14 protein-coding genes are annotated in these 12,597 nt (G+C 48.8%); 2 read left to right on the top strand and 12 right to left on the bottom strand.

Going from position 1 to position 12,597, the window contains the following annotated elements:
• Positions 1 to 155 precede the first annotated feature (155 nt).
• The 10 genes from IUJ45_RS07520 to IUJ45_RS07475 form a co-directional block, all read right to left on the bottom strand.
• On the bottom strand, positions 156 to 593 hold the full coding sequence (locus IUJ45_RS07520; protein ID WP_002228924.1) for a hypothetical protein: 438 nt from the start codon (positions 591 to 593) through the stop codon (positions 156 to 158).
• Positions 593 to 1,894, bottom strand: a complete 1,302-nt coding sequence (gene nuoF, locus IUJ45_RS07515; protein ID WP_002245825.1) for an NADH-quinone oxidoreductase subunit NuoF — start codon at positions 1,892 to 1,894, stop codon at positions 593 to 595. The genes IUJ45_RS07520 and nuoF overlap by 1 nt, the downstream gene beginning before the upstream one ends.
• Positions 1,895 to 2,283: 389 nt before the next feature.
• The gene (nuoE, locus tag IUJ45_RS07510; protein WP_002223324.1) at positions 2,284 to 2,757 is read right to left on the bottom strand and encodes an NADH-quinone oxidoreductase subunit NuoE; all 474 of its coding nucleotides are present in this window, start codon (positions 2,755 to 2,757) and stop codon (positions 2,284 to 2,286) included.
• Positions 2,757 to 4,013: an NADH dehydrogenase (quinone) subunit D gene (gene nuoD, locus IUJ45_RS07505; RefSeq protein WP_002233449.1), complete on the bottom strand. Its 1,257-nt coding sequence runs from the start codon at positions 4,011 to 4,013 to the stop codon at positions 2,757 to 2,759. Before nuoD ends, nuoE begins: the two co-directional genes overlap by 1 nt.
• The gene (locus IUJ45_RS07500; RefSeq protein ID WP_002216335.1) at positions 4,003 to 4,596 is read right to left on the bottom strand and encodes an NADH-quinone oxidoreductase subunit C; all 594 of its coding nucleotides are present in this window, start codon (positions 4,594 to 4,596) and stop codon (positions 4,003 to 4,005) included. Before IUJ45_RS07500 ends, nuoD begins: the two co-directional genes overlap by 11 nt.
• 12 nt (positions 4,597 to 4,608) lie before the next feature.
• On the bottom strand, positions 4,609 to 5,091 hold the full coding sequence (locus IUJ45_RS07495; RefSeq protein WP_002215610.1) for a NuoB/complex I 20 kDa subunit family protein: 483 nt from the start codon (positions 5,089 to 5,091) through the stop codon (positions 4,609 to 4,611).
• The gene (locus IUJ45_RS07490; protein ID WP_002216332.1) at positions 5,082 to 5,438 is read right to left on the bottom strand and encodes an NADH-quinone oxidoreductase subunit A; all 357 of its coding nucleotides are present in this window, start codon (positions 5,436 to 5,438) and stop codon (positions 5,082 to 5,084) included. Before IUJ45_RS07490 ends, IUJ45_RS07495 begins: the two co-directional genes overlap by 10 nt.
• A gap of 450 nt (positions 5,439 to 5,888) precedes the next feature.
• A complete protein-coding gene (locus IUJ45_RS07485) occupies positions 5,889 to 7,340 on the bottom strand; it encodes a fused MFS/spermidine synthase (protein WP_002218639.1) in 1,452 nt (483 codons plus the stop codon).
• A 22-nt stretch (positions 7,341 to 7,362) separates the two neighbouring features.
• Positions 7,363 to 7,983, bottom strand: a complete 621-nt coding sequence (locus IUJ45_RS07480) for a fused MFS/spermidine synthase (RefSeq protein WP_002216329.1) — start codon at positions 7,981 to 7,983, stop codon at positions 7,363 to 7,365.
• 198 nt (positions 7,984 to 8,181) lie between these two features.
• A complete protein-coding gene (locus IUJ45_RS07475; protein WP_002238642.1) occupies positions 8,182 to 8,559 on the bottom strand; it encodes an IS1595 family transposase in 378 nt (125 codons plus the stop codon).
• Positions 8,560 to 8,611: 52 nt separating this feature from the next.
• On the opposite strand from IUJ45_RS07475, the gene IUJ45_RS07470 reads away from it, so the two are divergent.
• Both IUJ45_RS07470 and IUJ45_RS07465 read left to right on the top strand, forming a co-directional pair.
• On the top strand, positions 8,612 to 8,971 hold the full coding sequence (locus tag IUJ45_RS07470; RefSeq protein WP_002215099.1) for an immunity 8 family protein: 360 nt from the start codon (positions 8,612 to 8,614) through the stop codon (positions 8,969 to 8,971).
• A 123-nt stretch (positions 8,972 to 9,094) separates the two neighbouring features.
• On the top strand, positions 9,095 to 9,310 hold the full coding sequence (locus IUJ45_RS07465) for a hypothetical protein (RefSeq protein WP_002242218.1): 216 nt from the start codon (positions 9,095 to 9,097) through the stop codon (positions 9,308 to 9,310).
• 189 nt (positions 9,311 to 9,499) lie between these two features.
• Here IUJ45_RS07465 and IUJ45_RS07460 read toward each other — a convergent pair whose 3' ends face one another.
• Both IUJ45_RS07460 and uvrD read right to left on the bottom strand, forming a co-directional pair.
• Positions 9,500 to 10,039: an SMI1/KNR4 family protein gene (locus tag IUJ45_RS07460; RefSeq protein ID WP_002218637.1), complete on the bottom strand. Its 540-nt coding sequence runs from the start codon at positions 10,037 to 10,039 to the stop codon at positions 9,500 to 9,502.
• A gap of 234 nt (positions 10,040 to 10,273) precedes the next feature.
• Positions 10,274 to 12,481 (bottom strand): DNA helicase II, encoded by a 2,208-nt coding sequence (gene uvrD / locus IUJ45_RS07455; RefSeq protein WP_002245822.1) that lies wholly within the window; start codon positions 12,479 to 12,481, stop codon positions 10,274 to 10,276.
• Positions 12,482 to 12,597: the final 116 nt, after the last annotated feature.

The following is a 12,597-nucleotide window of genomic DNA, read 5'->3' as shown; positions in this document are numbered from 1 at the left end:
TCCCGCGTAGGCGGGAATCCATTTTTTGAATTTCGGCAACTGCTTTTCAAATATCGGTTTCTTTAGATTCCACTATGGATTCCCGCCTACGCGGGAATGACGGCAAAGTTAAATTTTTAGCATTTTGCTTTTAACCAATATAAAACCAACTAAAACTATAACTCATTTATTATATTTTTAAATGACTTAAATAACTCTTTAACAGCACGCTCATTGTCTTCATCTGTAGGCTCAAACTTTTCACACCAATTAATTATATTTACATCGCCATGCAATAACTCTGCATAACATCCTACTGCATCGCAACTACCACCCCGTGTCCTTGACGTGCCAAAAATAAAATCACAATTATGCGAATAAAGTTTGTATAAATTTCTCCTAACCTCGTATTCATTATCACCAGATGAATAAAAACCAATTCTCTGACCTTCATGATCAAATACTGCAACAAAATCTAAGCCATTTCCATGTCTTTCAAAAAAGACTAGAAATTTAGAAAATTTCCAACAAATCTGATTAAAAAGCGTATTGAGTGTCGTACTCTTACCTTTGTTGGCTGCACCGTATAGAATAAAAATTTTAGCTTCCACCATTACCACCCTCCCCACTTATGCTCTTTCATCGGTCCGCCGTGTTCGATGTAATGCACAAACTCATCACGGAAATGCTTGGTAAAGCTGCGGACGGGGAAGACGGCGGCATCGGCGAGAGCGCAGATGGTGCGGCCTGCCATTTGGTTACCGATAGAATCCAGCAAATCCAAGTCTTCCATACGGCCTTTGCCTTCTACGATGCGGTGGACGATGCGGTAGAGCCAGCCCGTACCTTCGCGGCACGGGGTGCATTGGCCGCAGGATTCATCGTAGTAAAAGTAGCTTAAGCGTTCGAGGGCTTTGACCATGCACACGTCTTCATCCATCACGATAATCGCGCCGGAACCGAGCATGGAGCCTGCTTTGGAGATCGAGTCGTAGTCCATATTGGTCTGCATCATGATGTCGGCAGGCAATACGGGCGCGGACGAACCGCCGGGAATGACGGCTTTGAGTTTTTTACCGCCGCGCATACCGCCCGCCATTTTCAAGACTTCGGCAAACGGCGTACCCAACGGCACTTCATAGTTGCCCGGACGCTCGACATGGCCGGAAATACAGAATAATTTGGTACCGCCTGCATTCGGAATACCTTTATCGGCAAATGCCTGTCCACCGTCACGGATAATGAATGGAACGGAGGAGAACGTTTCAGTATTGTTGATGGTAGTCGGTTTGCCGTACAGGCCGAACGAAGCAGGGAATGGCGGCTTAAAGCGCGGCTGGCCTTTTTTGCCTTCCAGCGATTCGAGCAATGCGGTTTCCTCGCCGCAAATATATGCGCCGTAGCCGTGGTGGGCGAAGAGTTCAAATTCAAAATCCGAACCCAAAATATTTTTACCCAAAAAGCCTGCGGCACGCGCCTGCTCCAAAGCGGCCTCAAAGCGTTGGTAGCCTTCAAAAATTTCGCCGTGGATATAGTTGTAACCGGCTTTCGCGCCCATCGCGTAACCGGCGATAATCATGCCTTCGATCAGGGCATGGGGATTGAACATGATGATGTCGCGGTCTTTAAATGTACCCGGCTCGCCTTCGTCGGTATTGCAAACGACGTATTTTTCGCCCGGAAAGGAACGGGGCATAAAGCTCCATTTCAAACCGGTCGGGAAGCCCGCACCGCCACGACCGCGCAAGCCGGAGGTTTTGACTTCGTCAATCACATCGGTTTGAGAGATGTTTCCGGACAGGATTTTACGCAGGGCGGTATAGCCGCCGCGTTTGACGTATTCGTCCAATGTCCAGCAGTCGGGATTGGCGGTATCCACTTGGTCAAAAATCACGCCTGATTGGTAAATAGCCATTTTTGGTGTGCCTGTTTGTTTTCGTATCGGTTGCGGCCGCTGTTTCAGACGACCTTAAGATGTCTTTGTGTACCGGCTTGTAACGTCGTCTGAAATAAAATCTAGTTTATCAAATCGATATTTTCAGACGACCTTTAATCGTTTTTGTTGGATCTCGACCACTTGCTTGTCTGTCGTCATTCCCGCGCAGGCGGGAATCCATCCTCAATGGTAAGCAATGTCTTATTAAATTCAGAAACCGAATCTTACCGGTGGATTCCCGCCTACGCGGGAATGACGGCATTTCGGTATTTCAGTAGGGCGGATTCTTAAATCCGACATTTTGCCTTTTTACCCACTCTGTCGGATACAAGTATCCGACCTACGTTTAAATCGTCGTTTCAGACGACCTACTCCAACTCCGCCAGTTTCTTCTCAATCGCCTCTTCAGTCATAAAGCTGCACATTTTATGATTATTCAACAACATAACAGGAGCATCGCCGCACGCCCCCATGCATTCGCCTTCGACAAGGGTAAATTTGCCGTCAGGCGTGGTTTCGCCGTAGCTGATACCGAGTTTTTGTTTGAGGTATTCGCCGGTTGCCATACCGCCGCGCAGGGCGCAGGGCAGGTTGGTACAAACGGTCAGTTTGTATTTGCCGACAGGCTCAAGGTCGTACATATTGTAGAAGGTAGCGACTTCGTAGGCTTGTGCAGGCGAGATGCCGATATAGTCTGCGACAAAGGCGATGGTCTCGGGAGCGAGCCAGCCTTTTTCGGTTTGGGCGATACGCAATGCGCCCATAATCGCGGAGCGGCGTTGGTCGGCAGGATATTTTGCCAACTCGATGTCGATTTGTTTTAAAGATTCTGCGGATAACATTATCGGTCAACCTCCCCGAATACGATGTCCTGCGTACCAATGATGGCAACGACGTCGGCCAGCATGTGGCCTTTTGCCATTTCGTCCATGCCTTGCAGGTGGGCGAAGCCGGGTGCGCGGATTTTCAGGCGGTAGGGTTTATTTGCGCCGTCTGAAATGATGTAAACGCCGAACTCGCCTTTCGGATGTTCGACAGCGGTGTAGGTCTCACCCTCGGGAACGTGCATACCCTCGGTAAAGAGTTTGAAATGGTGAATCAGGTCTTCCATACCTGTTTTCATTTCGGTACGTTTGGGCGGAGCGAATTTGTGGTTTGTGGTAATGACCGGACCCGGATTGACACGCAACCACTCGGAACATTGTTTGATGATGCGTACGGATTGACGCATTTCTTCCATACGGCAGAGGTAGCGGTCGTAGCAGTCGCCGTTCACGCCGACAGGGATGTCGAAATCCATTTTGTCGTACACTTCGTAAGGCTGTGTCTTACGCACGTCCCATTCCACGCCCGAACCGCGCAACATCACGCCGGTAAAGCCTTTTTGCATGGCACGCTCGGGAGAGACAACGCCGATGCCGACGGTACGCTGTTTCCAGATGCGGTTGTCGGTCAGGAGGGTTTCGAGTGTGTCGATATTTTTGGGGAAGCGTTCGCAGAAGGCATCGATAAAGTCGAGCATGGTGCCTTCGCGGGATTCGTTGAGCTGCTTCAATACTTTGGCATTGCGGAATTTGCTGCTCTCGTATTTAGGCATGAAGTCGGGCAGGTCGCGGTAAACGCCGCCGGGACGGAAGTAGGCTGCATGCATACGCGCGCCGGACACGGCTTCGTACAAGTCCATCAGCTCTTCGCGGTCGCGGAAGGCGTAGAGGATGGCGGTCATCGCGCCGATGTCGAAGGCATGCGAACCGATGCCCATCAAGTGATTGAGGATGCGCGTTACTTCGGCAAACATCACACGGATATACTGGGCGCGGATAGGCACGTCAATTCCGGCGAGCTTTTCTACCGCCAAACAATACGCCTGCTCGTTGACCATCATGGAAACGTAGTCCAAACGGTCCATATAAGGCAGGGCTTGCAGATAGGTTTTGGTTTCAGCCAGTTTTTCAGTACCTCGGTGCAGGAGGCCGATATGCGGGTCGGCACGGACGATTTGTTCGCCGTCCAGCTCCAAGATCATGCGCAATACGCCGTGCGCCGCAGGGTGTTGCGGGCCGAAGTTGATGGTGTAGTTTCTTAATTTATTGGCCACCGTAGTTCTCCTCACGGACGATACGCGGCGTGATCTCGCGCGGCTCAATGGTAACAGGTTGGTAAATCACGCGTTTTTGCTCTTCGTCGTAACGCATTTCCACATAGCCGGAAATCGGGAAGTCTTTGCGGAACGGATGTCCGACAAAGCCGTAATCGGTCAGGATGCGGCGCAAGTCCGGGTGGTTGTTGAACATGATGCCGTACATATCGAAGGCTTCGCGTTCGTACCAATCCGCGCTGTTGTAAATATCGACTACGGATTCGACTACAGGGAAGTCGTCGTCTGAAACCCAGACGCGTACGCGGATGCGTTGATTGTTTTTAACGGAAAGCAACTGACTGACGACGGCAAAGCGTTTGCCCTGCCATACTTCGTTTTTGTAAGTGCTGTAATCGACACCGCACAAATCGACCAGAAGCTCGAAATGCAGCTCTTCATGATCGCGCAATGCGGTCATGACTGAAATATAGTGTTCGGGCAGACACTCGACGGTAATCTCGCCCAAAGCTGAAATGACTTTGCTTGCCTGATCGCCAAGCACGCCGACGACGGTCTCATATAAGTTTTGAATGCTTGCCATATCGTCCTCTCCTTATTCGTCACGCGCGATGGTGGAAGTGCGCTTGATTTTTTGTTGGAGCTGAATCAGGCCATAAATCAGGGCTTCCGCAGTCGGCGGACAACCTGGCACATAAACGTCTACCGGCACGACGCGGTCGGCACCGCGCACAACGGAATAAGAATAGTGATAATAGCCGCCGCCGTTGGCACACGAGCCCATAGACAATACCCAGCGCGGCTCGGCGAGCTGGTCGTATACGCGGCGCAGGGCGGGCGCCATTTTGTTGGTCAGTGTACCTGCCACAATCATCAGGTCGGCCTGACGGGGAGACGGACGGAAAATGATGCCGAAACGGTCAAGGTCATAACGCGCCATACCCGCGTGCATCATTTCCACGGCGCAGCAGGCCAAGCCGAAAGTAACCGGCCACAGCGAACCGGTACGCATATAGTTCAACACCGTATCCGCGCTGGTGGTGATGAAACCTTTTTTCAAAACGCCTTCTATTCCCATTCCAGCGCACCTTTTTTCCATTCGTAAACAAAGCCTACCGTCAGGACGACGATAAACACCAGCATAGACCAGAAGCCGTACGCGCCCAAATCTTTGAACACAACTGCCCACGGCAACATGAACGCGACCTCCAAATCAAACAGGATGAAGAGGATGGCGACGAGGTAATAGCGCACGTCGAACTTCATCCTTGCGTTTTCAAAGGCTTCAAAACCGCATTCGTAAGGCGCGTCTTTTTCGGCGTAGTGGCGTTTCGGGCCTAAAATCGTGCCGAGCAGGATAAACAGCACGCCGGCCGCGAGGCCGACGAGGATAAAGACAAAGACGGGAAAGTAAGCGGACAACATGGTTACACCCAAATCCGTTAACAAAATTTCTACAATAATTTCGTATTTTAGCGAATTTCAAAAACCATTAAAAGGTAAATATCGGCAAAACGCCCAAAAAAACCCAATAAATACAATCATGTTATGATAACGATTCTTATTTGATTTTATAAGGTCATATAAATTTTTACACCGTAATTCGTGGTATAGTGGATTAACAAAAACCAGTACGGCGTTGCCTCGCCTTAGCTCAAAGAGAACGATTCTCTAAGGTGCTGAAATCGGTTCCGTACTATTTGTACTGTCTGCGGCTTCGTCGCTTTGTCCTGATTTTTGTTAATCCACTATATATAGGAATAAGAATTCGGGACAAAATGTTTAAACCATTTTGTCCCGACTGCTGTGATGCGGTTTTTTTGAACTAGCAGGACGTTACCTAAAACCTGCGTTGCCTGAAACCCTTTAAGACGGTTAAATCCCTCTGCCGTATTTGTATTCTACAATCATATTATCGTCGGTAATGACTTCCGCACCAGCCGAAGGTTCCGTCATCTGAATCAGCATACGAGAGACAACCTTTTGTGCTGCAGCATCCACGGTGCTGCTGTCAAATACGTGCCTGCCGCTTTCCGGCCAAATCAACCGGGAGAGACGTTGCTTGAGCAGTTCTTTATTAGGGAAAACTACCGGGGTTGCCGAGCCGACTACCATATGCCCATAGCGGTATGCATAGGGAATACTGTGTACGGCGGTAGCAAAAGCATGCGGGCTGTGCGTGGTATTAAACATTACAATACCATCCGGGGTAAGGTGGCTTTGCACCTGTTTTAAAAATTCCGCACTCAACAGGTTGGTGGAATAGGCACGCCAGTACCAAGTCGTATTCATCAAAATCAGGTCGAATTTTTCATCAGGATGGCGACGCAGCCATTTCCTACCGTCATCCAATACAATTTCAACACGTTTGTCCTGCAAAAGCGGGGCGATTTGCGGCTCGTCCGCGATAAGGCTACGGTATGCCGGATTGATTTCCGCAACAATCATCGACTGCATTTCCGGAATGGCAGACAAGACGCGCGCCCACGAACCTGTACTCAATCCAACGACGAAAATGCGGCGTATGCCAGACTTCAGGGAGGGTAGCAGATAGGCACGTTCGATGCCGTTGACACTATTGAATACATCGGTATTGTATGCGCCGTCGTATACATTCGCCCCATAAACAACCTTATCACCATCTCTATGGTAAACCGCAACAATGCCGTGTTTGTTTTCAATCAGCCGATCCGGACGGTCAGCAATATTTTGAAAGACAGAATCCGGCAGTAGGAACATGAGGATGCCGAACATTAGGGAAACTGCTACCGACACTGCATTCAGTCGGAGACTTTTTTGGAACAGTGTACAAAACAAAGGGACAGCAGCAGAAATCAAACAGATGAGCAGGTAAATCTGTTGGGTGGACAAGAAATCAAGTATCACAAAGCCGATAAGGACCGGACCCAATGCACTGCCGGCAACGTTGGCGAAATAAACATTGGAAACCTGTCGTCCGGATTTGTTGCCATCCGTACCCACATGGTGTACGAGCGGGAAAATCAACCCTCTGACGACGGCAGACAGGGTAATGAAGATACCGGCGTGGTGGACGAAGCCGGAAAAACCCGTCAACAACCACGCAGCACCCAAAATCAAAAAGTCGGCAATACCCGCCCACAAGAAGCACTGCCCGATAAAGGGAATATCAACAAAGCGGCTGCGGCAAATCCGTTTGCCAAAATACGCGCCGACGGCGATACCGGTCAGAAAACAGGCAAGAGTAAATGAAAATGCCTGAGGCACGGACTGTGCTGCGAACGAAAACATCCTTACCCACAAGACTTCTATACCCAAGCTCAATAAGCCGCTAAGGAAAGAAAGCATATAAATCAAACTAGTATTCGGTTTAGTGTTCACTATATCCATCCTTTCTGTAACGCAGCCATACTGAAGCAGCAATCAGAAGGTTAAAGCAGGCTGTCAGCGCAATGGTTTGGGAGAGGGTAAAAAAGACGTAGAAAAATTCGGCGGCGGCAAGCGATCCGAGTGCCGCACCCAAAGTGTTGAAAAAATATAAGGTACCGATAGACTCGCCAACATTATGTATTTTCCGGTTAAAAAAACAGGTCAGCAAGGGCAAGGTCGCGCCCATCATAAAGGTAGGAAGCAGCAATAAGAGGAAATTGGCAGCAGCGATGATGGGCAAATCAGCCTCAACTAAAAGATGCCCCAAGCCGGAAATCAGACTCCTGCTTACCAAACCGAACAGACCGATGGATACTTCAGCGATGCAAAACAGGGGGATGATACTTGAAGGAAAACGGTCAGCAATGCGTCCACCGAAATACGCACCTACACCCAAGCCGACCATAAATACAGAAATAATGACAGTAATCGAACTCAAATCGATACCTATGTGACTGAATAGAAGCCTCTGCCAGCTGACCTGGTAAATCAGGGCGCAGAAGCCAGAGGCGAAAAACACCAGCGACAATCCTTTCAGGGTTTTACTTGCGGTCGAATTCATATTTTCTATTTTCAAATAGGCGGAACTATAAATGAAATGTATCAATGTGTAAACATTTGTATTAACCGTAGGAAATCACCGTATTGCTCAAACTGCAGGCCGGGAAAATAAACTCGTAAGCCCGCAAACGGCGTATCACTGTTCAAACTGCTGTGCGGCTTCACGGTGTTATAAAAATAATGGGGCTGTCCTGGACAACTAAGATAAACTCGATTTTACTAATTGTTTTAAAATGGAAATTTGAACTTTTATCTCACTGTTGTTAAAACGCCATTCGCACTCCTTTAAATACAGCTCAAAATGCGCTTTGGGAATGCCGTTAAACTTGCGTAAATGACGTTTTGCCCGGTTCCAAAAATTCTCAATTCCATTGATATGGTTTTGTCGTTCAGCAAAATGTGTGCTGTGATTGATACGGAAATGGCTAAATTCGCTCACATCTAATACATCATAGCTACGATAACAATCCGTATAAACAATGCTGTCAGGCTCTGTTGCTGTTCTTGCAGTTACACCTGCGACAAATAGCTCAATGAGTTTATTTTGTTTATACCGGCTTAGACGACTTTTTCTCATAGGGATAATTCTAACTTAATTTGAATTTCCCTATTTATCTAGGACAGCCCTAATGATTAAATTGGATTTAAAAAGCATAAATTTATATGATATTGATTTTGAAAAATTTACCCCCGAAATTCCAGATAATTTCCATAGATGGATAGATTTGGATATCGGAATCGAAGGAGAACAAGGCTCATCTATTTTTTCACTTTGCATTTGTTCTCCTAAATGGATTTCCCATCATTGTAATAAAGAAGGTTTTTTTTGGTCTAATGCATTAATATTAGAACAGTTTGATCATAAGATTATTAAAAGTGAAATTGATAAAATATTAGAATATTGCTCAAAAGAAACTTGGGATTTGACACTTTCAAACTTATTACGATTTTTTTCTTGGGAATTCGAAGATTACAATCCAAACACATAAGAGCAATTTGGGATGATAAGTCTGGAGCAATTGTAATCAGAGACCCAAATTCAAAAGATGGTGGAACTGCATTTAGACCAACCTTAGGCAAAACTTACTTTGACAAACAAAAATAAAATTATTATGAATATAATCAATTACACAGGTGATGACATTATTATTTCTTTAACAAGAGAAGAGCTTCAATTATTGCGTTCCCTTGTTATTGAAATTTATGCAGGTGTTTGCATAGATGCAGAAGAATTTGAGATTGTGTCAGGAATTCGCAATTCAAAATTGGTACAAGAGCTAGAACAACAATTAATTGAAGCATATGATTTAATGGATACAAAAGGATAACCGAATTATATTTGAGATAGCTCCAAACTTGATAAGTTCTGTTAATAATGTCAATGCTGTCGGAGACAGTTTTTCTTTGCAAAGGTCTTGGATGGCGCGTTCCACCAAACCGTTTTCCTTACGGATTCAAGCGATTATCCGTTATTTCGCCCGTTTTCCCTTGATGATTCCGGTTTTTCAACCGCCGTTTTATATTTCCTCGTCAATAAACTCATCTTCATGCCGCAAGCTGCGGATAAAGGTTTCAAAATCGGGGGCAAGTTCGACGATTTCAAAATCCGATTCTTGCTCGACAAACACCACTTTCGGCTCGCCGTCTTTGCCGCACGCCCGATAGTCCAAGGCAAACATGGCATGACCGCCTGACGGGTCGTTGGCAAAATACACGCCGATGGGCGGATATTCCCATTCTTCCAGCCAAAGTTTTTGCCCTGTTTCGCCGCACAAACTCCCTTCTTTTTCAAAGCCGATGCCCGATACCTCGCAAATTTGCACATGATTTTCCGCCCACGAATTTCTCTGTGTGGTCGGAAAACAGTTTTTGACAAATATTCCGCCGTTTTGTACCGCCATCAATTCAATAAAACTTTGCGGCAATTTATAGCCCAGTTCACTTTCTACGGCAGCCAAAATTTCAGGGGTAAACGGGGCTTCTTGGTAGTTTTCATCTGCCCAACTGTCGGATTCCCATACGGAGGACAAATCAAAATCTTTAAAAACTTGGGACATAATGTTCTTCCTTATTGATTTTCAGCTATAAACAAGGGTTAGGTATCTATACCCGGCTTTTACCGTCCGTCATTCCCGCGCAGGCGGGAATCTAGAACGTGGAATCTAAAGAAACCTTTTATCCGATAAGTTTCCGTGCCGAAAGGTCTGGATTCCCGCCTGCGCGGGAATGACGGCGGAGGTTTCGGCAAAATTTGTTGTTACCGGATTCAGACGGCCTCTGCCATCTCCCTTCTACATCTCTTCCAATTTCGCAAACTTGGTGTCCAACTCTTTCACGCCCTGTTTGCCGAAATTGATGGTCAGTCGGGCGGATTCGCCTTTATCTGCGGCATCGATAATCACGCCGGTGCCGAATTTGGCGTGGCGGACGTTTTGTCCGATACGGAAACCTGCGTAGGTTTGGGGCTGTTTGTAGTCGTCGATGATTTTATCTTTGGATGCGGCGGTTTGGCGCGTGTTGCCGTAACTGTCGTAGGCAGGCTTTTTGACGGACAGGTAGTGCAATACTTCGGGTGGGATCTCTTCGACGAAGCGGGAGACGATGCCGAATTGGGTTTGTCCGTGCAGCATGCGTTGTTGCGCCATGGTGATGTAGAGGCGTTTGCGGGCGCGGGTGATGGCGACGTACATGAGGCGGCGTTCTTCTTCGAGGCCGCCGCGTTCGGCGAGGCTCATTTCGCTGGGGAAGCGGCCTTCTTCCATGCCGGTGAGGAAGACGGCGTTGAATTCCAAGCCTTTGGCGGCGTGGACGGTCATCAGTTGGACGGCTTTTTCGCCTGCACCTGCTTGATTTTCGCCGGATTCGAGGGTGGCGTTGCTCAAGAAAGCGAGGATGGGGAAGGCGGGATCGTCTGAAATGTTTTCAGGCAGGATTTCGAAGTTGCTGTCTTCGGGTTTGAACTCGATGGCGGCGTTGACGAGTTCGTCAAGGTTGTCGAGACGGTCTTGGTTGTCGCCTTTTTGGGTGCGGTAGTGTTCGGTCAAGCCACTGTCTTTGAGGATGCCGACGATGATTTCGGACAGGGACAGTTGTCCGACTTGGTTGCGCAGGGCTTCAATCAGGCGGACGAAGGCGACGACTTTGGCGGCTTTCGCGCCGGCGTTGCAGGCGGCTTGCCAGAGGGTGATGCCTTGTTCGTTTGAGGCCGTCTGAAGATTTTCGACGGTACGTGCACCGATGCCGCGCGGTGGGAAGTTGATGACACGCAAGAGGGCGTTGTCGTCGTCGGGATTGACGGCGAGGCGCAGGTAGGCGAGGGCGTGTTTGATTTCTTGGCGTTCATAAAAGCGCAGGCCGCCGTAGATTTTGTAAGGGATGCCGCTGCGGAACAGGCTTTGTTCGATAACGCGGGATTGGGCGTTGCTGCGATAGAGGACGGCGATTTCGTCCAAATCCCAGCCTTCGCGTTCGAGGGCTTTGGTTTCGTCCACGATGAACCGGGCTTCTTCGAGGTCGGTAAAGGCGGAGTAGTAGCGAATTTTGTCGCCTGCTTCGGCGTCGGTGCGCAGGTTTTTGCCGAGTCGTTCGTCGTTGTTTTCGATAACGGCATTGGCGGCGGCAAGGATGTTGCCGACGGAGCGGTAGTTTTGTTCGAGTTTGACGGGCGCGTCGATGTGGAATTCTTCCATCAGCGCGGTCATATTGCCAACGTTTGCGCCACGGAAACGGTAAATGCTTTGGTCGTCGTCGCCGACGGCAAATACCGCTGCGTTTCCGCCCGCCATGAGTTTGAGCCAGGCGTATTGCAGTTTGTTGGTGTCTTGGAACTCGTCGACGAGAATGTGGTTGAAGCGGTTTTGGTAATGCTGGCGCAGGATTTCGTTGCTTTGCAGCATTTCGTAGCTGCGGAGCATGAGTTCGGCAAAATCGACCACGCCTTCGCGTTGGCAGATTTTGTCGTATTCGGCGTAGCATTCAATCATGCGGCTTGTGTGCGGATCGGGCGCGCTCAACACGGAAGCGCGCAAGCCGGATTCTTTTTGCGCGTTGATAAAGCCTTGCAGCGAACGCGGTGCGATGATTTCTTCGGCGATGTTGAGGCTTTTGAGCAAGCGTTTGATCAGGGAAAGCTGGTCGCCGCTGTCGAGGATTTGAAAGGAAGACGGCAGGCCTGCGTCGCGGTGGTGCAGGCGCAAAAAGCGGTGGCAGAGACCGTGGAACGTGCCGAGCCACATGGCGCGGACATTGATGGGAATCATCGCGCCCAAACGGGTTTGCATTTCTTTGGCGGCTTTGTTGGTAAACGTTACCGCCATAATGCTGTGCACGCTGGCTTGTCCGCTTTGCAACAGCCATGCGATGCGCGTGGTCAGCACGCGCGTTTTGCCGCTGCCCGCGCCTGCCAGCACAAGGGCGGATTGCGGCGGCCAGGTTACGGCGGAGAGTTGTTCGGGATTCAAGCCTTGCAGCAGGTTGGGGGCGGATTGGTCGGGAAACATAAGGATGCCGTCTGAAAAGTGGAATGCGCTATTTTAATAGAAACGGTTTAAGGTCGTCTGAAAAAGTGCAGCGGCAGGGCAGTACTTTTCCAATCGACGGTTTGATGATGCAGCAC

The organism is Neisseria meningitidis (assembly GCF_022869645.1).
Classification (GTDB): Bacteria; Pseudomonadota; Gammaproteobacteria; order Burkholderiales; family Neisseriaceae; genus Neisseria; species Neisseria meningitidis.
This window is presented reverse-complemented; position numbering and strand designations above follow the sequence as displayed.